The organism is Sulfurovum sp., from assembly GCA_020525365.1.
GTDB lineage: Bacteria > Campylobacterota > Campylobacteria > Campylobacterales > Sulfurovaceae > Sulfurovum.
On the sequence record JAIZOF010000001.1, the window covers coordinates 1,016,793 to 1,039,735 of the forward strand.

General features: G+C 37.0%; 25 protein-coding genes and 1 pseudogene. 13 read left to right on the forward strand and 13 right to left on the reverse strand.

Features of this window, described 5'->3' with window-relative positions; translation table 11 throughout:
- Nucleotides 1-53: 53 nt before the first annotated feature.
- Nucleotides 54-461 carry a DsrE family protein gene (locus tag LGB01_05145; GenBank protein ID MCB4753587.1) on the forward strand — a complete coding sequence of 136 codons (408 nt, stop codon included), beginning with the start codon at nucleotides 54-56 and terminating at the stop codon, nucleotides 459-461.
- 90 nt (nucleotides 462-551) lie between these two features.
- A complete protein-coding gene (locus LGB01_05150) occupies nucleotides 552-1,478 on the forward strand; it encodes a DUF302 domain-containing protein (GenBank protein ID MCB4753588.1) in 927 nt (308 codons plus the stop codon).
- An 11-nt stretch (nucleotides 1,479-1,489) separates the two neighbouring features.
- Here LGB01_05150 and LGB01_05155 read toward each other — a convergent pair whose 3' ends face one another.
- The 12 genes and pseudogenes from LGB01_05155 to gatC form a co-directional block, all read right to left on the reverse strand.
- Nucleotides 1,490-2,284 (reverse strand): shikimate dehydrogenase, encoded by a 795-nt coding sequence (locus tag LGB01_05155; GenBank protein ID MCB4753589.1) that lies wholly within the window; start codon nucleotides 2,282-2,284, stop codon nucleotides 1,490-1,492.
- 3 nt (nucleotides 2,285-2,287) lie between these two features.
- Nucleotides 2,288-3,694, reverse strand: a complete 1,407-nt coding sequence (locus LGB01_05160) for an anthranilate synthase component I family protein (GenBank protein ID MCB4753590.1) — start codon at nucleotides 3,692-3,694, stop codon at nucleotides 2,288-2,290.
- Between the two features lie 6 nt (nucleotides 3,695-3,700).
- On the reverse strand, nucleotides 3,701-4,399 hold the full coding sequence (locus LGB01_05165; GenBank protein MCB4753591.1) for an SPOR domain-containing protein: 699 nt from the start codon (nucleotides 4,397-4,399) through the stop codon (nucleotides 3,701-3,703).
- Between the two features lie 124 nt (nucleotides 4,400-4,523).
- Nucleotides 4,524-4,733: a hypothetical protein gene (locus LGB01_05170; protein ID MCB4753592.1), complete on the reverse strand. Its 210-nt coding sequence runs from the start codon at nucleotides 4,731-4,733 to the stop codon at nucleotides 4,524-4,526.
- A 96-nt stretch (nucleotides 4,734-4,829) separates the two neighbouring features.
- Nucleotides 4,830-5,012 (reverse strand): annotated as a pseudogene (locus LGB01_05175) (DUF1882 domain-containing protein).
- A gap of 23 nt (nucleotides 5,013-5,035) precedes the next feature.
- Nucleotides 5,036-6,286: a serine hydroxymethyltransferase gene (locus LGB01_05180; GenBank protein ID MCB4753593.1), complete on the reverse strand. Its 1,251-nt coding sequence runs from the start codon at nucleotides 6,284-6,286 to the stop codon at nucleotides 5,036-5,038.
- Between the two features lie 42 nt (nucleotides 6,287-6,328).
- Nucleotides 6,329-7,972: a lysine--tRNA ligase gene (gene lysS / locus LGB01_05185; GenBank protein MCB4753594.1), complete on the reverse strand. Its 1,644-nt coding sequence runs from the start codon at nucleotides 7,970-7,972 to the stop codon at nucleotides 6,329-6,331.
- A gap of 97 nt (nucleotides 7,973-8,069) precedes the next feature.
- Nucleotides 8,070-8,519 carry a transcriptional repressor gene (locus tag LGB01_05190; protein MCB4753595.1) on the reverse strand — a complete coding sequence of 150 codons (450 nt, stop codon included), beginning with the start codon at nucleotides 8,517-8,519 and terminating at the stop codon, nucleotides 8,070-8,072.
- A gap of 29 nt (nucleotides 8,520-8,548) precedes the next feature.
- Nucleotides 8,549-9,106, reverse strand: coding sequence for a CvpA family protein (locus tag LGB01_05195; GenBank protein MCB4753596.1), 558 nt, complete (start codon nucleotides 9,104-9,106; stop codon nucleotides 8,549-8,551).
- 53 nt (nucleotides 9,107-9,159) lie between these two features.
- Entirely contained in the window at nucleotides 9,160-10,224 is a 1,065-nt protein-coding gene (locus LGB01_05200; GenBank protein MCB4753597.1) for a type IV pilus twitching motility protein PilT, read from the reverse strand.
- Nucleotides 10,225-10,226: 2 nt separating this feature from the next.
- Entirely contained in the window at nucleotides 10,227-10,580 is a 354-nt protein-coding gene (locus LGB01_05205; protein ID MCB4753598.1) for an arsenate reductase family protein, read from the reverse strand.
- A 9-nt stretch (nucleotides 10,581-10,589) separates the two neighbouring features.
- Nucleotides 10,590-10,880, reverse strand: a complete 291-nt coding sequence (gene gatC, locus LGB01_05210; GenBank protein MCB4753599.1) for an Asp-tRNA(Asn)/Glu-tRNA(Gln) amidotransferase subunit GatC — start codon at nucleotides 10,878-10,880, stop codon at nucleotides 10,590-10,592.
- Nucleotides 10,881-10,998: 118 nt separating this feature from the next.
- Here gatC and LGB01_05215 point away from each other — a divergent pair, with 118 nt between their 5' ends.
- From LGB01_05215 to LGB01_05265, 11 genes are all read left to right on the forward strand, one after another.
- The gene (locus tag LGB01_05215; protein ID MCB4753600.1) at nucleotides 10,999-11,367 is read left to right on the forward strand and encodes a ferredoxin-thioredoxin reductase; all 369 of its coding nucleotides are present in this window, start codon (nucleotides 10,999-11,001) and stop codon (nucleotides 11,365-11,367) included.
- Nucleotides 11,368-11,457: 90 nt separating this feature from the next.
- Nucleotides 11,458-11,802: a rhodanese-like domain-containing protein gene (locus tag LGB01_05220; protein MCB4753601.1), complete on the forward strand. Its 345-nt coding sequence runs from the start codon at nucleotides 11,458-11,460 to the stop codon at nucleotides 11,800-11,802.
- A gap of 86 nt (nucleotides 11,803-11,888) precedes the next feature.
- A complete protein-coding gene (gene dapE / locus LGB01_05225; GenBank protein MCB4753602.1) occupies nucleotides 11,889-13,004 on the forward strand; it encodes a succinyl-diaminopimelate desuccinylase in 1,116 nt (371 codons plus the stop codon).
- Between the two features lie 47 nt (nucleotides 13,005-13,051).
- Nucleotides 13,052-14,098, forward strand: coding sequence for a HAMP domain-containing histidine kinase (locus tag LGB01_05230; GenBank protein MCB4753603.1), 1,047 nt, complete (start codon nucleotides 13,052-13,054; stop codon nucleotides 14,096-14,098).
- 281 nt (nucleotides 14,099-14,379) lie between these two features.
- Nucleotides 14,380-15,135 (forward strand): 4Fe-4S dicluster domain-containing protein, encoded by a 756-nt coding sequence (locus LGB01_05235; GenBank protein MCB4753604.1) that lies wholly within the window; start codon nucleotides 14,380-14,382, stop codon nucleotides 15,133-15,135.
- Nucleotides 15,135-16,079 (forward strand): polysulfide reductase NrfD, encoded by a 945-nt coding sequence (gene nrfD, locus LGB01_05240; GenBank protein MCB4753605.1) that lies wholly within the window; start codon nucleotides 15,135-15,137, stop codon nucleotides 16,077-16,079. Before LGB01_05235 ends, nrfD begins: the two co-directional genes overlap by 1 nt.
- Before the next feature lie 12 nt (nucleotides 16,080-16,091).
- Complete coding sequence (locus LGB01_05245; protein MCB4753606.1) at nucleotides 16,092-19,445, forward strand: molybdopterin-dependent oxidoreductase; 3,354 nt, start codon at nucleotides 16,092-16,094, stop codon at nucleotides 19,443-19,445.
- A gap of 147 nt (nucleotides 19,446-19,592) precedes the next feature.
- Complete coding sequence (locus tag LGB01_05250; GenBank protein MCB4753607.1) at nucleotides 19,593-20,249, forward strand: molecular chaperone TorD family protein; 657 nt, start codon at nucleotides 19,593-19,595, stop codon at nucleotides 20,247-20,249.
- On the forward strand, nucleotides 20,249-21,373 hold the full coding sequence (locus tag LGB01_05255) for a 4Fe-4S binding protein (protein ID MCB4753608.1): 1,125 nt from the start codon (nucleotides 20,249-20,251) through the stop codon (nucleotides 21,371-21,373). The genes LGB01_05250 and LGB01_05255 overlap by 1 nt, the downstream gene beginning before the upstream one ends.
- Nucleotides 21,374-21,408: 35 nt before the next feature.
- On the forward strand, nucleotides 21,409-21,879 hold the full coding sequence (locus tag LGB01_05260) for a hypothetical protein (protein ID MCB4753609.1): 471 nt from the start codon (nucleotides 21,409-21,411) through the stop codon (nucleotides 21,877-21,879).
- A 1-nt stretch (nucleotide 21,880) separates the two neighbouring features.
- On the forward strand, nucleotides 21,881-22,369 hold the full coding sequence (locus LGB01_05265) for a hypothetical protein (protein ID MCB4753610.1): 489 nt from the start codon (nucleotides 21,881-21,883) through the stop codon (nucleotides 22,367-22,369).
- A 79-nt stretch (nucleotides 22,370-22,448) separates the two neighbouring features.
- Here the strand turns inward: LGB01_05265 and LGB01_05270 are convergent, their stop codons facing one another.
- Nucleotides 22,449-22,940, reverse strand: coding sequence for a phosphatidylglycerophosphatase A (locus LGB01_05270; protein MCB4753611.1), 492 nt, complete (start codon nucleotides 22,938-22,940; stop codon nucleotides 22,449-22,451).
- Nucleotides 22,941-22,943 lie beyond the last annotated feature (3 nt).

Below are 22,943 nucleotides of genomic sequence, written 5' to 3' on the forward strand. Positions count from 1 at the left end.
AAGAAGGTATTTTCATGTGTATATCAAAGAAAATTTTTCTACTTTGGTGTTGTTTGAGTACTTTTTTATTTAGTGAAACAGAATTTGCAAAACCAAAACCATCTATTGACAATCCTCGTAAAATTGTATTTTCTATTGATACAAATAATGATAAAATAGTTAATCATGTTATTAGTACAGTCAATAATGTTATCAAATACTATAGACCAGAAAATACAGAAGTAGTAGTTGTTGTTTATAGTCAGGGGGTTAAAGTATTGCTTAAAAATAGTAATGACCATACCCGTAAACGCATTGAGGCACTAATGACCTATGATATAGAATTTGTTGCTTGTGAAAATAGCCTACGTACATTAGGAATTAAAAAAAATGAACTAATAGATGATTTAAGTTTTGGTAAGGCAGGTATTGTGGAGATTATTGAGCATCAGCTACGGGGTTTTGTGTATATCAAACTATAATTTACACTTTTTTTACACTCATTTACTATACTCTTTTGTGAGAATTGGCAATAAGGTCAGTATCAAAAACTATATAAAAAGGAAATTGTAATGGATAGAATACTTAAGGGAATAATAGGACTCTCTTTTATGGTTGTGTGTACAGTTGCTTCACAAGATATAGAGCTTTTTAGTTCACCCAATCCAAATGGAAAGATTACTCCTGCAACCATACAAGCAGCATTTGAAAAGGCAGGTTTTACTGTCTCAGCAAATCGTAATATGAACGGTCCTTTTAAAAAGCAGTTTAAAGCATCTGGATTTGATGTCTACAATCTATTTACATTTTATAAAAAAGAGACTGTGTTGGCATTGGTAAAGAAATACCCCAATGTTGGGCTTTTTGCTCCGATGAGTATGTCTATCTATACAAAAAAGGGGGAGAAAAAGATTTCCGTAGCAGGCTTGAGTGCAGAAACAATGGCAAGGATTATGAAAATTCCATCCTCTGATACTACATTGAAAAAACTTAAAAATGAAATAAAAAAAGTACTTAAAACTGCTATGCCTAGAGGCACATTTGAAACTCTTCCATATCAATCAAAACCTTCCAAGGGTAATTTGGTAACTCACTTTACGATGAATATTGACCCAAAAGATTGGGAAGATGAGCTTGAAGAGTTCAAGATGGGGCTTGAGGGAGAACTCGCTCCTAATGGCTTTGTGATTGCAGGGTTTAATAATCTTGGAGATAATTTTGATGATGTTAATTATAATGGGTATGATTTTTATGAAGTCTATTCTATTTGTAAATTACCTGTTATCTACACTATCGCAAAGACTCACCCTGAAGCAGGTGCTTTTGCACCATGTTCACTATATCTAGAAAAGAAAAAAGGAAATAATAAGATGGAAGTAGCATTTCCATCAGTTTATAATTGGATGAGTACTATGTCTATAGAAGATTCAAAAGATATTAAAATACTTAAGGGTGCCCAAGCAGGCATGGAAAAGATTCTTAAAGGTCTTATGGAATAAGAAGAGAGGATCTAGTAGATAAAAGCTTTTTGCATATGGAGTTTGATTTCATCAAAGCTAAATTGGTGATTGGTAAAGTACTCAAAAGCAATAATTCCTTGATAGAGCAACATATCTGAACCGTCCTTGGTCGGTTTATTATAGTGTTTTGCAAGTTTCAAGAAGGGTGTCTCTTTGCCATAGATAATATCAATACATGCTTTAGCAGATGGAATGACTGCATTGAGTATTGCTTCAGGGCATGGGAGACTCTCATCTTCCAGTCCTGCTGAGGTCATATTTACTACAAGATCATATGGGCGATACAAAAAGGTATCAAAAGTAAAGGTTTCAAATCCCTTTTCTTGAAAACGTATTAATCTCTCTTTGCTACGATTAAGGATACTTACCTTATAGCCTGCCTCCTCAAGAATAATTGAAGTTGATTGTGCTGTGCCGCCTGCACCAAGGAAGAGTACATTTTTGCTATCATTAAACTCAGAAATTGCCTTAAGAAAACCAAGTGCATCAGTGTTGTACCCATGCAACTTCCCATTTTTTTCAATGATAGTATTGACAGCACCAACCTTTTGAGCAAAAGGATCAAGCACATCACATGCTTTATATGCTGCCTCTTTGTGCGGTACGGTAACATTAACTCCTTTGAGTTTTAGTGCAAAAAAGGTTTTCTTGAGTTTGTTACCATCTTCAAGCTTGTAGCGACTATAGCAACCATTGAATGCTAGTCCCCTAAAGGCACAGTTGTGCATCAGAGGAGATTTGGAGTGAGAGACAGGGTTACCGAAAATGGCATACATGGGACTCATATTTTAGAGAGACTCCATTTCTTTAAGTGTTTCCAAAAGTGCTCCTAGCTTATTTTTTACCTCTAAATACTCTAATTCTGGTACAGAATCTGCTACCAATCCAGCACCTGCATGCAGGGTGATTCCTTCATTATTGATGAGAGAGGTTCTGATGGCAATGGCAGAGTCCATGTTGCCATTAAAAGAGAAATAGCCGACTGAGCCAGAGTAGAATCCGCGCTTAAGCCTTTCAAAATTAGCAATGAGTTCCATTGCTTTAATTTTGGGTGCACCAGTCATTGTGCCGGCAGTAAAGGTGGCTGCAAAAAGGTCAAACATATCTTTGTCTTCTAAGATTTCTGCTTCAATATCACTGACCATATGCATGACATGACTGTAGCGTTCCACCCTCATCATCTCAGTCATTTTAATCGTACCAGTCTTTGCCACACGTCCTACATCATTACGTCCAAGGTCGATAAGCATAAGATGTTCGGCACACTCTTTGGGGTCATTGAGCATCTCTTCCTCTAGCTCTTTATCTCGCTTGATATTTTTACTGCGTTTTCTTGTCCCTGCAATAGGTCGCAGAAGTATTTCATTTTCAGTGAGACGTACCATTACTTCAGGGCTTGAGCCACAGATGGAAAAATCTTCATAGTCAAGCAAAAAAAGATAGGGTGATGGATTTTTTGAGCGCAATACACGATAGAAGCTGAGTGGGTCAATTTTTCCTTTCTGGGTGTAGCGGTTAGAGAGAAGAATCTGAAAAATATCACCAGAGCGGATATGCTCTTTAGACTTTATTACTAACTGCTTGAAATACTCTTCATCAATACTAAATTCACCTTCGTCTTCTAGCTCTGCTGCCTTAAGTGGGAGTGGAGTGAAAGTACTTTTGATAATTGCTTCAATACGAGAAAGATCATCTGCCATACTTTCATCGTTGAGAATAAAAGTAAGTTTAGCATTCTTATGGGAGTAGGCAATGATAATTTTAGGACGTACAAGATCAAGGTCAGGTGTATTGAGTGGATCGAAAAGCCCATCCATACTCTCTTCGAGTATTGGTTCGAAAACTTTGACCATATCATAGGCAATAAATCCAATAAAACCATCAATAAAAGAGAAGCCAAGTTCCTGAGTTTTGACTTTATAAGCCTCTTGATCAATAGCGGCATAATAGTTTTTCATAAAAGAGAAAGGATCTTCTTTGAGTGTATGTTTGTGCCCATCTTCAGATTGGTATGTTGTAATCTTATTCTTGTAAGTAATACGCTCCTTGGTACCAATAGTAATGAAGGAGAAGTTTCCATCGTCTGTGTTGACGGCACTCTCAAAAAGCATGGTAATCTCATTAGGGAATAGTCTCTTAATTTCCCCATAAAGTGCCACCGGAGTAAGCTGATCAAACAGAATAGTTTTATGCATAATTTACTATCTTTTAACTATAAAGGCATTTTTGCTGATAAGATTCTTAATTTTGGTAATAGCTCTGTCTGCATCACTTCTGCTCTCGTAAGGACCAATCATTACCTTGTGTGTATTGTTGATATGTATAATTTGATAACGGTATCCTCGTTTTTTCACGATACGAAGAAGGTGTGAATTTGTACTTGGTACCTTGGAGAAAGAGCCTGTTTGAATATAGAACTTTTCTTGTATAGTTTGTGATGATGTAGGTAATTTAGATTTATTTTTTACCATTGGTTTGGCTTCAGGTATTGCAATAATCTCTTTAGATTTTACAGGTTTTTCTATAGTTTTTACTATAGACTTACTCTTCTGTTCGTTAATCGAGACAGTCTCTTCACTGACTTGTTGAATGGGTGTATTCTCTTCTTTTTCTTCCTGTGTTACTGCTTCATTGTTGGTCATATTGGAGATCTCTTTATTGTTTTTGAGACTCTCTTGAGGTGTATTTTTTAATGTTAACTCTGGACTAACTATCTCGCTTGCAATCTCTGTTGGTGAAACCATATCTTCATTGGGTTTTTTGAGAATAATCTTTGTTAGAATGATGGCAATTATCATTACAATAATAAAAATAGCAACAATAGTTAAAAAGCCTTTAGCCTTTCCATTTTGTTTCTTATGGGTATCGATAATGAGGTCATCTAGGTTGTGATCGTTCATGATAGGGAAAATCCTCCAAATAATTTTTTGAATCAATTATATCCAATCATATGTTATAGGAAAGTTTATGGAAAAACGAAGTAAAGTTGAGAGCAAAGACAAGAGAATCAGATAGCTAGGTATCCTATAGTATTGCATAAGGAAGTGTTACAATATTGTACATTTCAGGTAGTTGTGCAGATGGTAGTGTTTTCCAGTGCTTTGTCAGTCGTTGCTTGAGTTTATTTGAAATATTCTGAAGTTGTGCATCAGCCTTTTTAATAGAAAGGTGATTGACACCTATGAAGATTTGGATTTTTGTTTTATCCCTTCCTTGGTAGATATGGTAATTCACAATACCAAGTATATGGAAAAGATGTTTAACAAGAGAAATAAAACGTTGATATTCCTCTCCTTCGTACTCAATAACAAGATAGTTGGTATACCCTGCTTTTAGAAGGGGAATAGCGATGGTGTATTGTTTATTAAGATGTTGTTGCCAAAGAAGAGGGGTTAGTGGTTCTTCTATGCGTTCAAATTTACTATAGAAGATACGGTTGTTAAACTGTATCTTTTTGACAATGAAGGAGCGTTTGATATAGTAGTGGTCGACCGTAAAGTTAAGATCAAAGATTTTTATACACCCCTCCTTTTACTTTAGTATATCGATTTATTGTAGATTACAAAATTGGAAGCAAGTTCTTTCATCTCCTCTTTAATCTTTGCATGTAGCGCACCATTATTAATGTTGTCGAGCACATCAGCAATTTTGTTAGCAATAACTTCAAATTCTGCCTCTTTCATGCCCCGACTAGTGAGTGCAGGAGAACCAATACGGATACCTGATGTAACAAATGGACTTCTTGTTTCGCCTGGAACTGTGTTTTTGTTGACAGTTATCCCTGCAGCACCAAGTGCTGCATCTGCATCTTTGCCACTAAACTCTTTGTTTAGGAAGCTAACAAGTACGAGATGGTTGTCTGTACCACCTGAGACTACGCTATACCCACGTGAAACAAGCACTTCGGCAAGTTTGGCAGCATTGATTTTGACTTGTTTCGCATAGATTTTCCACTTATTAGAGAGGTTATGCTTGAAGCCAACTGCTTTGGCTGCAACTACATGCACTAGTGGTCCACCTTGGAGTCCTGGGAAAATTGCAGAATTAATTTTTTTAGCAATATCTTCATTATTGGTCATAATTATACCACCACGAGGTCCTGCAAGTGTTTTGTGTGTAGTTGTTGTAACTACATCTGCATAAGGAAATGGACTAGAATGTTCGCCTGCACATACTAGTCCAGCAATGTGGGCAATATCTGCAAATAAAATAGCACCTACTTCATCTGCAATATCACGGAATTTTTTAAAGTCAATTTCTCTTGCATAAGCAGATGCACCACAAACAATAATTTTAGGTTGGACAATTTTGGCAATATTCATGACTTCATCATAGTTGATATACCCATTAAGCTCTACACCATAGGTAAAACTTTGATAGTTTTTTCCTGAGAAACTTGGTTTACTTCCGTGAGTAAGGTGTCCACCATGACTGAGGTCCATTCCTAAAATTTTATCATAGGGTTTAAGTAGGGATGCATAGACTGCACCATTTGCTTGAGATCCGGAGTGTGGCTGCACATTTGTAAATTTACAGTTAAAAAGTTTACAAGCTCTGTCGATGGCAAGTTGTTCTACATTGTCAGCAAATTCACATCCACCATAATAGCGTTTTCCAGGATATCCTTCAGCATATTTATTGGTAAAGACTGAACCCATTGCTTCCATTACTGCAGGGATAGTAAAATTTTCAGAGGCAATCATTTCAAGGTGATTTGTCTGCCTTTTGTGTTCATTTTCAATTGCCTCAAAGATTTCAGGGTCAAATTTTTCAATTGCATAACTCATTAAGTATCCTTTTTAAATAATTGTCGGATTTATATCCAATTTTTACTTTTTATTTTCTTGTTCTCTCTTCTTGCATGTGGCTGCATCGATACAGAAGTACCCTTTGCCATTCTTTGCTGGTTTGAGTTCCTTTGTGATAGCATAACCACATTTTCTACAAGCAGTTTCAGATTTTGTCTCTTCAAGTTTAACCTCAGGTTTCATAGCAGGAAAAAGAATAACATCACGAATAGTATGATTGTTGGTTAACATCATTACTAAACGATCAATACCAATTCCCTCTCCTGCGGTAGGAGTCATGCCATGACCCAGTGCACGGACAAAGTCAAGATCCATATGCATAGCCTCTTCGTCGCCTGTAGATTCTTTGGTGTTTGCTTGTGCTTTAAAGCGTTCAAGCTGATCAATAGGATCATTAAGCTCATTAAAGCCGTTGGCAATCTCTTTGCCTGCCATAAAGAGCTCAAAACGTTCAGCAATTTTAGGATTTTTATCACTTCTTCTAGAAAGTGGAGAGATATCGATTGGATAGTCAGTGATAAAGGTTGGGTTAATTAGTTTTTTTTCAACAAATTCATCAAAAAGTTCTGCCTGTAGATAGCCAAGTGTCAGGTTGGGGTTTACCTCTATGGCATGTTGCTTAAGATAGGAAAGAATCTTTTCTCTATCGGTTACCACATCAATGGGTACTCCACCAATAGAAGCAAGCGATTCAATAAAAGATATTTTAACAAATGGTGCAGTGAAGTCGATTTCCATGTTGTCGTAGGTGAGTATTTTGGGTAGTTGAAGCTGTGCAAAAATATAGTCAAAAAGGTCTTCGGTTAGTTTCATTAGGTCATGATAGTTATGGTATGCCCAGTAAAATTCAATAGAGGTGAACTCTGGATTGTGGGTAGCATCCATTCCTTCGTTGCGAAAGTTTCGATTAATCTCAAAAACTGCTTCCATTCCTCCTACAATTAGACGTTTAAGATAAAGCTCTGGTGCGATACGTAGATATCGGTCAACACTCAGGGCATTATGGTGGGTAATAAAGGGTTTTGCATTGGCACCACCAGGAATAGGGTGCATCATTGGTGTCTCTACTTCAAGAAATCCACGGTTTTCGAAGAAGTGGCGGATGAGAGATACGATCTTTGAACGCATAATAAAGATCTCTTTGACCTCTACGTTCATAATCATGTCCAGATAACGCTGGCGGTAGCGAATTTCATGGTCGGTTAGACCATGAAACTTCTCAGGTAATGGTATGATTGCTTTACTGATAATTTTGAGATGTTTGCAGTGTAACGTTAGCTCACCTGTTTGTGTTACAAATGGAAAACCTGTTGCTTCAATGATGTCACCTACTTCAAAGAGTTTTTTGGCAATGTTATTATAGTAATTTTTAGGTAAGTCATCACGGTTGTAATAAATCTGTACAAGTCCATCACTATCTTCTATCTTGGCAAAAGCAGCCTTTCCCATAATTCGAATGAATTTGATTCGCCCAGTAAGAGTTACAGTTTTGGTTTCGTCTTTCTTCTCTTCTGCGTTTAGTTTTTGTATATAATTAAAGTATTCAAAGAATTCCGAAGAAGGCATTCCTTTGGCAATATTGGTGGGGTAGGGGTTAATTCCTTCTTCTCTAAGCTTGTTAGCTTTTTTAATACGTTCTTGAATATATTGATTGTCAAATATCAAGGTTTCTCCTAAAATTAATTGTCTCATGGACTTGAGTCAAAATCTCATTTGGCTATAAAAGAGATACTGAATCAAATTCGGGGTGACATGATGTTAGTTAGGATGTTCTGTTCCAACACTTTTCACATAGACCAATAATTTTCATGGCATGATCCTGCATTTTGAAGTTGAACTTTTTGGCAATCTCTTCCTGTCTCTCTTCGATGGTTTCATCAAGAAATTCAATAATCTCTCCACAGTCTGTACAAATAAGGTGGTCATGATGTTTACGCATACCAAACTCATATTTTTTTCCTTGTACACCAAAGGAGATTGAACCGGCAATACCTTCATTTTCTAAGAGTGCCAATGTTCGGTAAACTGTGGCAATACCAATATTGATATTTGGATGAGACTTCTTGATGAGGATATAAATATCTTCAGGAGTAAAGTGTCCTTCATTTTCATAGAGGAACTTTAATATCAGTTCTCGTTGTTTGGTAAACTTGAGTGCATTGCTTTTGAGTAGATGCTTGAACTGTTCTAGTAATGTGGAATAGATGATCATGGCATCTCCTTGCATCTCATTACTACTTTTCATGTTGATGGGTTTTCAATACTTTTTGGGGCTATTTTCATTGGATCAAATGAGGCTGGGTTCATGTAAATCATATTAGTACCAGCTTTGCGAAGCAGAGGGTAAAGTATAGAATCTTTAATATATTGTTGGGTATTTTCTCTGATTAGGGCAACATTAGAAAGTGTTGTTACGATGAATGCAAAAATCATAAAATACTTTCCACCTCCTACAATAAAACCAAGTAGATGATTTATAAAACCAAGTTTGTTGACAGATACAAGTTTAGAGAAGATAACACCAAGAATCATGGCAATGAGCCAAACAATAATTAAAACAGACATAAACCCAATTAGTTTTTTAAGTACAATATTTTCAATCTGCATAAAGTGATTGCCTATAAATATTGCTGCATCATCTGCCATACGAGAAGCAAAATAGAATCCACCAATAAATCCTACTAAACTGAAAATCTCTTTGATGACACCATTCATGAAGCCTTTAATTGCCAATAGAATGATGATGGCACCAATAGTGACATCAAAATAATTAAAATCAACCATAGTAAAGTTTTCCATTTGTATTCGCTTCAAATTTTTTATTATTGTATCAAAATCGTACTGAAATTGTTTTAGTATGAGATAGCTTTTGCTATCTCCTCAGGCTTATTGGCATACTGTAGTGCTACATTACGTTCAATCTTGCCACTCTTGATGCATTTGAGTAGTGCCTGTGTTTGTGTCTGCATACCTGTGTCTTCTTGCCCCAGTTGCATTTGTGAGTAAAGTTGGTGTATTTTGTCTTCACGGATTAGGTTAGAGATAGCATGATTGGTAACCATAATCTCATGTGCGGCAATTCGTCCACCACCAAGCTTCGGTAGGAGCGACTGAGCAATAACGGCAACGAGTGACGATGAGATCATTGCACGAATTTGAGGTTGTTCATCGCCAGAAAATACATCAATAATACGATTGATTGTGCCAGGTGCAGAAGAGGTGTGAAGGGTACCAAAAACGAGGTGACCTGTTTCTGCAGCAGTAAGTGCGGCCTCAATGGTCTCTTTGTCACGCATTTCCCCAATAAGAATAATATCAGGATCTTGACGCATGGCATACTTGAGTGCTGTAGCAAAACTGCTTGTATCTTCCCCGACTTCCCTATGGGAAAAGACTGCTTTTTTATTTTCATGGATAAACTCCACAGGGTCTTCCACTGTAATAATATGCTTTTGTTCATAGAGGTTAATCTCATTGAGTAGCGCTGCAAGTGTGGTAGATTTACCTGATCCTGTGGGACCAGTAACCAATATAAGTCCTTTCTCTCTCTTAATGAGTTGTTTAAATACAGTAGGTGCCCCAAGGTCATCCAAAGAAGGGACTTCAATGGGAATAATACGGAATGCAGCGGCAATATCATTAAGTGTCCGATAATAGTTAGCCCTAAAGCGTCCGATACCTGGAAGTAGAAGCGCAAAGTCAAGTTCATTGTACTCTTCAAAGTATCGCTTCTGTTTTTCGGTGATCAATGAATAGCACATCTCTTCAATATCTTCCCCTGTCAGTTTAGGAAGATTAACTGGCTTGAGTTTTCCATCAAGTCTAATCTGTGGTTCAGAGCGACTAACAAGATGAAGATCTGAAGCACCGTGTGTAATGACGCTTTGAAGTAGCTTTTTGATATCAAAAGTTGCCACGGTTATCCTTTGAAGTGGAGTAGTTTTTCTAAATATGTGGATTCATTATAGCCAACGATAACTTGATTATCAAAGACGATTACTGGTCGCTTGATAAGCATATTTTCTCTAGCAAGCCACACTATCTTTTCCTCATCATTAAGGTTAAGTGCTTTGAGCTTTAATGTGCGATAGGTAGTTCCTTTGGTATTTAAAATAGTTTCAAGATTACTCTTTTCTAGCCATGACCGGATGTCCTTTTCATCAACAGGAGTCTGCCTAAAGTCGATAAATATATGAGGTATATTGTAGGATTTAAAAAATTTTAGTGCCTTTTGAACACTATTGCAATTTTTGATACCATAAATATTGATCATGGATAGAATCTACTCAATGATTGCAGGAACAATAAAGAGGTCATCTTCTGCATGAGGCGCATGGGTGAAAATTTCTTTAGATATATCGTTGGATTCTCTTGGAGTATCTTCTCTGAGTGGCGTTCCTCCCTCTAATGTAGAAAAGGATGGATTAAGGGTATCTGTATCAAGTTCATTTAGATTATCAATATATTTGAGGATTTCTGTCAGTTGCCCCATGGTCTCTTCTTTTTTTTCTTCTGCAATATGCAAATGCGAAAGCTTCTCAAGTTTAGTTAAAAGTGTATTGTCAATCTGCATCGTTAAGTGCCTATGTTGATAATTTGTATAGTTATCTTATTATATATTAATTTAGTTTAAGATATAACAACATACAATCTTTCAGAATAGTTATTTTAGTAACCTAAAGGATATATAAATGATAATGCAACTTGATATGAACTCACCAGAATTTAAGGCAGAACTAGAAAAGACAAAAAAATTTACAGATAAAGTATGTGAAAGTCGAGGATGGGTTTATGGTGTAAACGAGGATGTCAATGAGGGAGTTACCCTTGGACTAGCACGACACAAGGCACTTTATGGTAAACGTTTTTGTCCCTGCTTTATGGTAGAAGAGGATCTTGAGAAGCCTGGAAAGTTTAAAAGTACAGATAACCGTATTTGTCCCTGTAAGCCAGCAATAGAAAAAGAGATTCCTCAAGATGGTATTTGCCATTGTCAAATATTTTGTACACCTGAATACAAAGAGAAGCAGATAAAAAAGATAGAAGAAAATCAAAACTAATTTGAAGCATAAACTAAAAAATATACAAAATAATTTATTGTGGTAGATTACAAATAATTTTTTATGTAATTGTGTAATAAAAGGATAGCAATGAGTAAATTACAATTAGAAGAGAATATTACTTCAGAAGAACTTGAGAGTCTCCTGAAGGCTAGAGAGGAGGGTGAGATAGATTTTTTACTTATAGACGTGCGTGAACAGATGGAATATGATATGGGGTACATTAAAGGGGTTGATTTTCTAAAGCCTACTTCAATATTTGAACAATGGGCAGAAGCATTTTTAAATGAAAATCAGGATAAAATAATTATTTTTACTTGCAGAACAGGGAGCAGAAGTGCTCAAGTGCAACATATCTTTAAGTCCAACGGAATGAAAAATGCGGTGAATCACTATGGCGGCATTGTAACTTATCATGGAGATATCAAACGATAGATGAGAAACATATTTGACATCTGTATTTTTGAAGATGCTAGTATGAAGTGCGAGCAACTGCTTCAATACAACTAGGATATTTAGTAATGCAGAAAAATATACTTAATTTAAATGTAATTGATCTATTTTTAAAATTACTCAGCTTTGAATCTATTACCCCAAATGATGCGGGATCGTTAGATTTTATTGCTGAATATCTGTCAGATTATGAGGTGGTTTGGATCAATAAAGAAGGTGTGAAAAACCTCTTTCTTTATAAGAGGTTTGGAGAGGGGGAGCATCTTTGTTTTGCTGGACATGTTGATGTGGTACCCCCAGGAAAAAATTGGCAAAATGATCCATTTGTGCCTCTTGTGAAGAATGGTATGGTCTATGCCCGTGGCACACAAGATATGAAGAGTGGTGTAGCAGCTTTTGTGCAGGTACTTAAAGAAGCAAAAGATTTTAATGGCACACTTTCATTGTTGTTAACCTCAGATGAAGAAGGCGATGCTAAATATGGTACAGTTATTATGCTTGAGTACCTTAAGGAGATAGGTATGCTTCCTAACCACTGTATTGTGGCGGAGCCTACCTGTGAAACAGACTTTGGTGATATTGTCAAGATAGGACGTCGTGGTTCGATTAATGGTTATTTAACAATCCATGGAAGGCAGGGACATGCAGCATATCCTGAAAAAGCAATCAATCCAGTACATCAAATTGCTCCAATACTTAATATGCTTGCTGGAGTGAGCCTTGATAAAGGAGATGAAGATTTTGCGCCAAGTCAAATAGTTATTACCGATATTCGTGGTGGTATGGAAGTGACAAATGTTACTCCAAGTGAACTAAAAATTATGTTCAATGTAAGAAACTCCACAAAAACTACAAAGAAAGATATTAGAGTACATATTGATAACGTATTAAAAGGTCTGAACTATACTCTTGATTTGACACAGGGCTCTTTCCCTTTTGTAACCAATCGTACTTCTAAAGTGGTTGAGGTAACCAAACAGAGCATTAAAAAGGTTACAGGAATACAAGCAAAACTCTCAACAGCAGGAGGTACTAGTGATGCTCGATTTATGGGAAATTTCGGGATAAATGTGGTAGAGTTTGGCGTCATTAATGATACAATACATGCACCCAACGAAAGAACATCTATAGATGAAGTAATGTCACTTTATCGTATTTTTGATGATATTGTATCCTCTTTTTGAGTAAAAAAATATGACAACTACTATAGTTCTCAAACGGGAGTTTTTGCGTGTTTAAACGCCCTTATTTTACTGAATATATTATAGCACGCCTTGTGACAATATCTACAACAATCTTTATGTTATTTGTTATTATTTTAGTCTGGGTTAGTGATGATACTATGATGACTCTCATTGCTATAACCTTTGTTGCCCTTGCTTTTATATTTTTTATTTATGCAGTTTACCATGGATCTAGGCAGATACAAAAAGAACTTATTGCACTCAATGTTTACCTTGGAAGCCTTGAAACATTTGACAAAATAGAGTATAAGACCTGTTTTTTTACTAAAGAATTTGAAGAGATAAACCAGAATCTCATTAAAGCATTAAAAAAGGTAAAAAAAAGAGAAGATATCAAGCAACGTTACAATGCAAAACTTAAACTCAAGAATCGTCAACGTGCCGATATGCTCTCTGCAATTGCTCATGAATTTAGAAATCCCATTGCTTCTATTATGGGGTATTCGCAGACGCTTCAAGAGGATTCAACTATTTCTCTTGAGCTTCAAAAGAAGTTTCTTGAGAAGATTTACAACAATGGCAATAAGATTGAGTCACTATTGGGGCGACTGATGCTCTGGAATAAGTTTGAAAGTGGTGAAGCAACTTTGCATAAGAGTTGTTTTGATCTTTATGCTTTGGTATTTGAGGTAAAATACTCTCTTGAGGAAAAGTATAAGAATAGGGAAGTATATATAGAAGGTAATAGCTGTATGGTTGAGGCAGATCGTACACTGATAGATATTGTACTAAAAAATCTTATAGAGAATGCACTCAAATATTCTAAAGAGGATGTGCAGGTTATAATTACTTCCGATAGTATGGTTTCGGTAAAAGATCATGGTATTGGAATTGGTGCAAAAGATATTGAAAAGGTAACAAAGAAATTTTATCGCTCAAATACGCATAACTGGGATAACTCTATGGGGTTAGGACTTTCTATTGTTAAAACAATCTTAGAACTTCATGATAGTGAGTTAAAAATTCAAAGTAGCCTTAATAAAGGTTCTATCTTTTCTTTTAAACTTTTTAACAGCACCCCACACTCCTCTTAGTAATCAAAATGATTGCATATTAAAATATTAATCATTTATTCAGTTGATAGGAGCTATGAGATAGATTGAATATATGTTTTAAAATTCTCATAAAATATACTTTTTACACACAATATGGATAAAAATTTCTATTTTTCTTGAAAATTATTTAAAGTTAACAATTTGTGTAATATAATTAAATCGTATTATGTAATCTTATTTTTAGAGTAGTGGCAATCATTGTGGATTCCTCTTCTTCTAAAGAGAACTGATTTTCAGATTATTAAACTTAAGGAGGAAGTATGAAATTAGGTTTCTTGGTTGACCTCAACCTGTGTATGGGTTGCAAGGGTTGTGAAGTCGCCTGTAAAGTGGAAAATGAAGTTCCACTTAGTTCTTGGCGTCTACGTGTTAAATATATCGATATTGGAACTTTTCCTGATACCAAGCGTTCATTTACACCACTGCGTTGTAATCATTGTGAGAATGCACCATGCGAGCGTATCTGTCCAGTCTCTGCGCTACACTATCTTGACAATGGAATTGTCAATATTGATTCTAATAGATGTATTGGATGTGCTGGCTGCATGATGGCATGTCCTTATGGAGCCATCTATATGGATCCTGAGACAAATACAGCAGATAAATGTACCTATTGTGCGCATCGTATTGAGAGTGGTATGATGCCTGCATGTGTAGTCATCTGTCCGGTTCAGGCAAATATCTTTGGTGATGTCGAGGATGATACTAGTAATATTTCTCAGTACATCATGGCACATCAAGGAAGTGTTCAAGTGCGTAAACCTGAAAAGCATACTGAACCAAAACACTATTATGTTGGAGGAGGGCAACAGACACTAGATCCTCTTGCGCAACAACGTATTGAAGGCTATAGTCTCTTTAATGATATTACGCATCTTGAGCATGTTGGAGACCCTCATCATGGTGTACTTGACAGATTCCTTGCACCGTTTATAAATCACGGGACGCATGATAATAGCAGTATGATGGACTGGGCAGAGAATGGCGATCAAACACATGAAAAAGGAGGTCACTAATGGACAGTGCAATTCACGCAACACAGGCAGTCGTCACACTTGATGTGGCTCTTCCTGGTATTATTTGGGGATGGATGATTACTTTAAATATGTGGGCAAAATCAGTTGGTACAGGGGTAATCCTTGTGGGGGCATTTTTACTTTATAGACATAAAAAAGAGGAGATGCCTAACCTTAGATGGCTTATGCCACTGATTTCATTTGTCTTTCTGAATATCTTTTTGCTATTTACTTTGACTGACTTGCATCAGCCATATAGAATGATCAATATCTTCCTTCATCCGCATTGGACATCTGCAATTACGGTAGGGGCATGGATGGCATCACTCTTTACTGCTTTGATTACTGTGATGATGGTGATTGGATTTTTTGATGCACACCCTGATGTGAGAAAAAATTGTATATTGGCAAAAACGGCAAGAGCAAACAGTCAATTTTATGAAAAGATTTTTCCATTTGTTGTATTTCTTGCAATTCCTGTTACACTCTATACGGCAATCATTATGGCAGAATCAAGTGCTCGTGAGCTATGGCAAGCACCTGCTGAAGTAATGCAGATGATGTGGGCAGCACTTCTTGCAGGTTCTGCCGCACTTATCCTTACCTCTAAAAATTGGAGTAAAGAGACCAGGAAAGACCTTGCGTTAGTACTTGCTATTGCGACTTTCTTTAGTTTTCTGATGTATATGGGTGAGTATTTCTTTTCATTTAAGTCCTCTGAAGCAGAAGCAACACTAGCGTATGTTCATTTAGGTGGGAAATATAATGTTGAGTTTTGGTTTGGTATGGTGCTTGGATTTATTGTACCTTTCTTGCTCTCTGTAAGCAATATGAAGAGTGACAATAAAACACTATTAAGATTTTCAGCGGTTTTAGCACTAATTGGTCTATATATGGCAAAAGATGTATGGCTCAAGATTCCACAGATGCTACCGTTGAGTTAAGGAGAATAGGATATGACAAAAATGAACAATAAACAGTCTACCTTTGTAGAGAGTAGAAGAACATTTCTGAAAGGAACAGCTTATAGCGTTGCAGGTGCGTCATTGGCAACAGGTGTTTTTAAAGCAATTGTTGAGACACCGGCTGAAGCAGAAGAGATAAAGTTCACAGCAACACCATCCACACTCTCTTTCTATCCGCCACTTAAGGATTGGGATAGTTTTAAAGAACTTGATGGTAATGATTGGAAACGTGGGGGCATAGGGAGAAATGGTATTGCGAGTGAGAGCAACAAAGATGGCATTAAGGTCAATGAATTTATGCTTGTTCCCACTGTTTGTAGTAACTGTGAAGCACAGTGTGGTTTGACTGCATGGGTTGAGATTGGTGAATACAAAAAAACCAAAGATCCAAGAAGCCTTCGTGTCAAGAAATATATGGGTAACCCATTACATGCTGGTTCGCGTGGTCGCAACTGTGCTAAAGGGTATGCATCTCAATCACAGATGTATGACCCTGATCGTATTCCTTTTCCTCTAAAGAGAGCACCAGGGTCTAAAAGAGGGGAAGGGAAGTGGGTTAGAACTACTTGGGATGAAGCAATGGCAACCATTGGGAAGAAGATGCATGATACCCTCAAGAAGGGTGACGAGATGTCAAAAAAGCTTATTATGTACCACGTTGGTCGTCCAAATGAGAACGGATTTGGTCATAGAATCCCTCACTCTATGGGGTGTGACGGGTATGATTCTCATACCAATATCTGTTCTGCAGGGGCACGTGAAGGTACAATTCATTGGGCGAATGATGATCGTAACTCTCCAGATTGGGCAAATGCAAAGCTAATTTTCCTTCAATCTTCACATGCGGCAGATGCGGGTCACTACTTTCAGCAATCAGCAGGCTACATTGCAGATGCACGTAGAAAAGGTGCAAAGATGATTGTGCTTGATCCAAGACTCTCTAATTCTGCAGGTATTGCAGATTTATGGATTCCTATTTGGCCAGGTACAGAAGCAGCACTCTATCTCTATTTGGCCAATAGGGTTCTTAATGAGAAAGATATTAATGGAAATGATCTTGTCAACCATGATTTTGTGAAAAACTGGCTTAACTGGGATCAGTTAATGAAAGACAGAGAGCAGCTTGCATTTATGGTTAAAGAAGGTATCATCAAGACAATACCTCAAGATGAAAGCTATGAAAGCTATATTAAAATGATGCAAGAACTGTATGCACCATATACCAAAGAATTTGTTACTAAAGAGTGTAAATTGGAAGGTTATGAGCATAAGCTAGATGAGCTTTATGATATGTTTATTGATGCGGGTGACAGGGTTGCAAGTTTCTTGTGGAGAGCTGGAACGATTGGTCATAGGGGTGGATGGATGAATACTAGAGCTGGCTTCCTGCCGTTAGCACTTAGGGGTGCAATGCGTGGTGATGTTGGAGGAGTCGGTATGCATCATTGGCACGTTATTTCCGTTAATGGTAAGGGTGACGCAGCAACAGTGGCAGGAGAAGCACCAGCAAGAGTTGACGTATGGAATGAGATTGCATGGCCACCTGAGTATCCTCTCAGCACATATGAAATGTCCCATATTATGCCACACCTGCTCCTTGATGATGAGTGGAGAGCAAAATGGAAGCAAAAAGGCTTAACGCAGATTCCAGATAAGTTAGCGGTATGGATTCCACGTATGTATAACCCTGTTTGGATTAATCCAGATGGATTTAGGTGGATTGAGGCACTTAAGCGTGAAGATAAGATTGAATTGAGTTTCAATCTTTCACCAATATGGTCAGAGACCAATTGGTTCTGTGATTATATTCTGCCTGTCGGTTTGGTAGGAGAGAGGCATGATCAGTCATCTGAGCCTACAAAGCCAGCAAGATGGCTCTCATTTAAAAATCCTGCACTGAGAGTAGCGCTTGAGAAAAATGGATGGAAGCCAAAAGATCCTGCACGTGCTACACTTGAAGCGCATATGGCAGCAGGTCTTGGTGAAATCTGGGAAGAGGTTGAATTTTGGGCAAATATCATGGTACACCATGTTGATCCTGATGGAAGTCTTGGTATCAGAAAATACTGGGCATCAAAAGAAGATCCGAGTAGAGCAGTAACCATTCCTGAATGGTATCAGGCAGCACTTGGAAAACTGCCAAACCTCAGAAAAGTAGCAAAGATGAAATACCCTGATTCTAAGTATCCTAACTATGAGATGATGAGAGATATGGGTACATGGCTTGAGGAAGATCATGTCTATAAGCCACAAGAGAGACCACTTAAGAAAGTTGGTAGAAATTTCATTGCACATGGGCATGAATATGATGAAAATGAAGTAGAGATTAATGAGTTTGGCACAATTCTTGTGAAGGATCATGTCTTTGGTGGCAAAAAGAAGATTGGTGTTGTTGTAGAGGGTGAAGAGAAGCAGGGATTCCATACACTCAGTGGAAAACTGGAATTCTATTCCAAGTGGTTTGCGCAGTGGAAATGGCCTGAGTATGCGGTACCATTCTATCCAAGAAACAAAGCAGAGCGTAAAAAGTATGTTCACCTTGTTACACAAGTACACCATGATTTTATTAAGAAGGATAATGAGTTCGCACTTAATACAGTATTTAGACTACCATACAATATTCATACCCGTTCAGTGAACTCCAAGCATTTAATGGAGATTAGCCAGAACCATAATCCAGTTTGGATTAATACAGAAGATGCAAAACGTATGGGAATTAAGCGTGGTGAAGCAATTAAGGTAACCATTGAAGATACAGTTTCTGGTCTTGAATCAGGTTACTTTATTGCGATGGCAATTCCAACAGAGGCGACTATGCCTGGTGTTCTTGCCTGTTCGCATCATGCGGGAAGATGGAAGCTGAAGAATGCAGTTGAGATTCCTGGCTTTAAGCACAAACTTGGTGTATTGGGATTGGGTGCACCACTATATAATATGACTATGGATGGTAAGATTGGTACGCTTAATCCAAAAGAAGATCTAAAAGAAGGTATGTTGGCACGCAGAGATACTTGGCAGTTTAAAGAATACAACAAAGATCTTGATAATATTTGGTGGGATGGTCTTAGTGGTGCATGGCAGAATGCTGTCGCACCATCACACCCAGATCCAATTGCAGGTAACCATGCTTGGCATCAGAAAGTACGCATAGAAAAAGCTGGTTCTGGTGATAAGATTGGTGATATTTATGTTAACTATGAAAATAATTATAAAGTCTATCAGGCATGGAGAGATAAACTGACACGCCCTCTTGCCAAAGGTGATACACTTAGAAGACCAGTACATATGAAGCGTCCAGCAGTACCTCTGTCTCTTAAGGCATACTCGGTGGATATTAAAGCATAATTTTTTATTGTTTAGGAACGGTCTCTCCCGTTCCTGTTATGTATCATTTCCTAGATAACTTATTTTTGTTAAGCATGATTTATTTTGAAAGTGATATAGTTTGCTATAATATTATATACTGAAGAAAACAATAATTGAAAGTAAAATATGAATCAAATGTTAAAAGATATTGATAACCGTATTGCTCTTTATGGTCTTACCTCTAGGTTAATGATGATGGAGACTGATGAAGTATTCTTGGATCAGCTTGAGGAGGATGAAGATTTTCTTTCATTGTTACCAAACTATAGAGATTGGGACAAGCGCACTAAACTGAGCAAAAAAGAGCTAGTAAATCAATATTATAATGTTGACTTTGCCAATCTCTTTATTATGCACCTGGTTCCCTATGAGAGCTTTTATGTGCGTGATGATCAGATGATTGAAAGTGGTGGAGATAACCCAGTACTTTCGCTTTATAATGCACTTGATTTCCGTGTAGAGTTAGAGAAGGCAAGGGTAGTTAGTCCTGACCATATTGGTGTGGAGCTTGAGTTTATGTATATGCTCTGCAATGCACAGAAGAAAGCATTGAAAGAGAATGATACAGAAGCAGTTTATGAACTACTTAGTGTTCAAAGAGGTTTTCTTAAAGATCACCTCCTTGAGTGGGCACCAATGTTTCTTATTAATGCTAAAAGAGAGTCACGTACACCACTTTATCATGATGGCACAGAATTGACATTGGAGTTTTTGCTTAGTGACTATGAGTATGTAGTTTCTCAATGGAAAGAGCAGTATTTGCAAGAGAAAGAATGGGTCTAATGAGACTCCATTTTGATGTGACACACTGTGTCCGAGCAACAAGTAAATTTTCTGAGTGTGCCAAATGCGTAGAGTCGACTGGTGGGCTTGTTCTAATAAAAGAGCAGTTACCAATTTTTTCTAAAAGTATGGGTGTAGAGGCTGCTGCTTGTGTGGGAGCATGTCCAACAGAGGCTTTCTCTCTTTCAGATTTCTCTGTAACAGAATTTTTCTTTACATTTCTTGATACTAAAGCCAAAGTAATCTCACGTAAACTTAATATTCCTTGTCTTTCTGTATTGAGTGTAGAGCATCTGATATCTCTTGCATTAGGAAGTGATGAGACGATTACACTTGATCTTAATGACTATGAGAGAGAAAGCCATCTTTTTGAATGTATTGTTACACGCATAGAGGAAGCAAATTTTGTACTCTCATCTTTTTCAAACAAGAGACTGGCTGTCAATATAGAAGAGACTATTATTGGAAGCAAATATGATAAAGATGTGGATGATGCAGTTTCTGATAGAAGAGTATTTTTACGCGATACAATTTCCCTGAAGGGAGTGATTAGGCAAAAAAAATCATTTGAAGATGCCATTGAGTCGGATGAACTTCATCATTTTGAGATTGATGCCTCTATGACACAGAAGATTAAAGACAAACACCTACCCGATAAACGGAAAATACTCTTTACAATGCTTAAATATATCAAAAAACCCAAAGTATATGAAGTATTGGTAGAAAAAGATATTGGCTTTACCTCCCAAAAATTTATTGATGAGAGTTGTACAAACTGTCAGGTATGCTACCGTATTTGTCCAACAGGGGCACTTGGTTCGAACAAAAAATTTTCACTAATTCATTTTGATGCAATGCTCTGTATCAAATGTCATCTCTGTCATGATGTCTGTGAACCTGATGCTATTCAATTGCAACCTGGTTTTGAGGTTAAGGAGTTCTTTGAGCCTACTCAAAAGACACTGGCAACCTTTAGTATCAAACGATGTAATGAATGTGGCAATCCTTTTACTTATCTTGGAGGAGAACAAACTTGCCCTCGATGCCTGATTGAAGAGGGAGAGGCAATATTTTTGCATGAGAATGCATTGAAATTAGAGAAAAAAAATGAAGAGAAAAGATAGATTTCTCTTTGAAAATTTCCAAAGGAATTTTTACAATGCAGCCTCATGAAATAAGACCCGATACCCATTTGTGTACTATTCTTGGCTATAATGCTCAGACAGGCTATATGCGAAAGTATTTTAATAAGATACTTAAAGACAACAGCATTAATGCTACAGCAATTGCATTAAATATTACTGATGATCACTTTAATTTTACTATGCAGAATATTGTACAGTCAAAGGTAGACAAGATGATGCTTGAAAAGGAGTTTCAATCTAAAAGTATCCAGTATTGCACTGTGCTCAACGAAACAGCACATCGGGAACAACGTGTAGACTTTATTGAAATAAAACTAGGAAAAATATATGGATATTGCCTAGACGATAAAGTGAAATTACTCTTTAAGAGATTAGAGTTCCTTGATGATCAGATTCTTTTTGTGGCAAAGATGATGCTGATTGCTAACCGGTGGTTTGATTCAAAAATTGATATGGATAAGATTCCACTACTAATAGGAGAATAATATGGGTGAAAGAGATATGAATGATATACGAAAAGAGTTTGATGATTTAAATCTGGAAAATTTTGCTGGTGGAAATCCTGCATTTTGTCCAGATGGACAGTGTGATACAGAAGAAGTAGACTTGCAGGACTATCCTTCCTATACAGAGGCACTCTATGCTAAATTAATTTCTCCATATGTAAGTGGTATCTATATCTCACGTTGGGACATTAAAGAGATTGCGCTTGCAGCAGGTGACTCCATGGCAATTCATCCACGTAAACGTATGTTTGAGTTATTGATGAAATATGCGACAAGTCGTGAAAATATGCAGGCAGTACTTGATGCACTTGAAAATCATATGGAGGAGAAGATTAGCATCTACGAAGAGTTTATGGCAAGCTTTCCTGCAAGCAAAGAGATTTTTAAGCCCAAGATAGATAAGGCACGCAAAACCATAAAGATTTTTCCTCAGATTATTGAAGAGTATTTTTTAGAAGATATAGTATAGAAAAGAGATTTATACTCTCATCCTATTAAGATATATTGTGGGCATATGGTTTTCTCATTAAATCAATAGTAAGTTTATATTAAAAAAACTTTTCAACTCCCATTAAGATAGCAACACAGAGTAATCCCCCTGCAATACCAGAGAGCATGCTGCTAAGTACAATACCGAGTCCCCCTTTCTTAAAGGTATATGCTATCCAACCGATAGTTGAAGGTTTCCATACCTGAAAGAGAGTAAATGAGGCAAAAGAAAGTACTATGCTTAACCATATAGTATGGGGAAAGAGGAGTGTCACAGTAGTCGAAAGTGTAATTATTAAACTTATCCATACACCTACAACATTATCTATTGTTATCTCCTTGTAGTCAGACTCAGGGTGACTTCTGACATATTTATTGACCTCAAAAATACTAATAATTCCCATAGTAAATGTTAGCATAAAAAAGGTTTTCATGCCTGCTATCTGTAGTAAAGGAAGGGCAATAAGTACAGCAAGGAGTGTTGCCATTCTTCTTGGTTTGGGTAGCATGCCTGTGCCTAAAAAGGTAATGAAGAGTTTGTGTGCATTCATGAT

Excerpts from the sequence above, each read along its gene's own strand:
- LGB01_05195 (MCB4753596.1), bottom strand. The coding sequence starts at position 9,106 with ATGGAAAACTTTACTATGGTTGATTTTAATTATTTTGATGTCACTATT.
- LGB01_05205 (MCB4753598.1), bottom strand. The coding sequence starts at position 10,580 with ATGATCAATATTTATGGTATCAAAAATTGCAATAGTGTTCAAAAGGCA.
- LGB01_05160 (MCB4753590.1), bottom strand. The coding sequence starts at position 3,694 with ATGCATAAAACTATTCTGTTTGATCAGCTTACTCCGGTGGCACTTTAT.
- gatC (MCB4753599.1), bottom strand. The coding sequence starts at position 10,880 with ATGCAGATTGACAATACACTTTTAACTAAACTTGAGAAGCTTTCGCAT.
- nrfD (MCB4753605.1), top strand. The coding sequence starts at position 15,135 with ATGGACAGTGCAATTCACGCAACACAGGCAGTCGTCACACTTGATGTG.
- LGB01_05165 (MCB4753591.1), bottom strand. The coding sequence starts at position 4,399 with ATGAACGATCACAACCTAGATGACCTCATTATCGATACCCATAAGAAA.
- LGB01_05270 (MCB4753611.1), bottom strand. The coding sequence starts at position 22,940 with ATGAATGCACACAAACTCTTCATTACCTTTTTAGGCACAGGCATGCTA.
- LGB01_05180 (MCB4753593.1), bottom strand. The coding sequence starts at position 6,286 with ATGAGTTATGCAATTGAAAAATTTGACCCTGAAATCTTTGAGGCAATT.
- LGB01_05155 (MCB4753589.1), bottom strand. The coding sequence starts at position 2,284 with ATGAGTCCCATGTATGCCATTTTCGGTAACCCTGTCTCTCACTCCAAA.
- LGB01_05220 (MCB4753601.1), top strand. The coding sequence starts at position 11,458 with ATGAGTAAATTACAATTAGAAGAGAATATTACTTCAGAAGAACTTGAG.
- LGB01_05250 (MCB4753607.1), top strand. The coding sequence starts at position 19,593 with ATGAATCAAATGTTAAAAGATATTGATAACCGTATTGCTCTTTATGGT.
- LGB01_05215 (MCB4753600.1), top strand. The coding sequence starts at position 10,999 with ATGATAATGCAACTTGATATGAACTCACCAGAATTTAAGGCAGAACTA.
- LGB01_05190 (MCB4753595.1), bottom strand. The coding sequence starts at position 8,519 with ATGATCATCTATTCCACATTACTAGAACAGTTCAAGCATCTACTCAAA.
- LGB01_05255 (MCB4753608.1), top strand. The coding sequence starts at position 20,249 with ATGAGACTCCATTTTGATGTGACACACTGTGTCCGAGCAACAAGTAAA.
- dapE (MCB4753602.1), top strand. The coding sequence starts at position 11,889 with ATGCAGAAAAATATACTTAATTTAAATGTAATTGATCTATTTTTAAAA.
- LGB01_05260 (MCB4753609.1), top strand. The coding sequence starts at position 21,409 with ATGCAGCCTCATGAAATAAGACCCGATACCCATTTGTGTACTATTCTT.
- LGB01_05235 (MCB4753604.1), top strand. The coding sequence starts at position 14,380 with ATGAAATTAGGTTTCTTGGTTGACCTCAACCTGTGTATGGGTTGCAAG.
- LGB01_05245 (MCB4753606.1), top strand. The coding sequence starts at position 16,092 with ATGACAAAAATGAACAATAAACAGTCTACCTTTGTAGAGAGTAGAAGA.
- LGB01_05265 (MCB4753610.1), top strand. The coding sequence starts at position 21,881 with ATGGGTGAAAGAGATATGAATGATATACGAAAAGAGTTTGATGATTTA.
- LGB01_05150 (MCB4753588.1), top strand. The coding sequence starts at position 552 with ATGGATAGAATACTTAAGGGAATAATAGGACTCTCTTTTATGGTTGTG.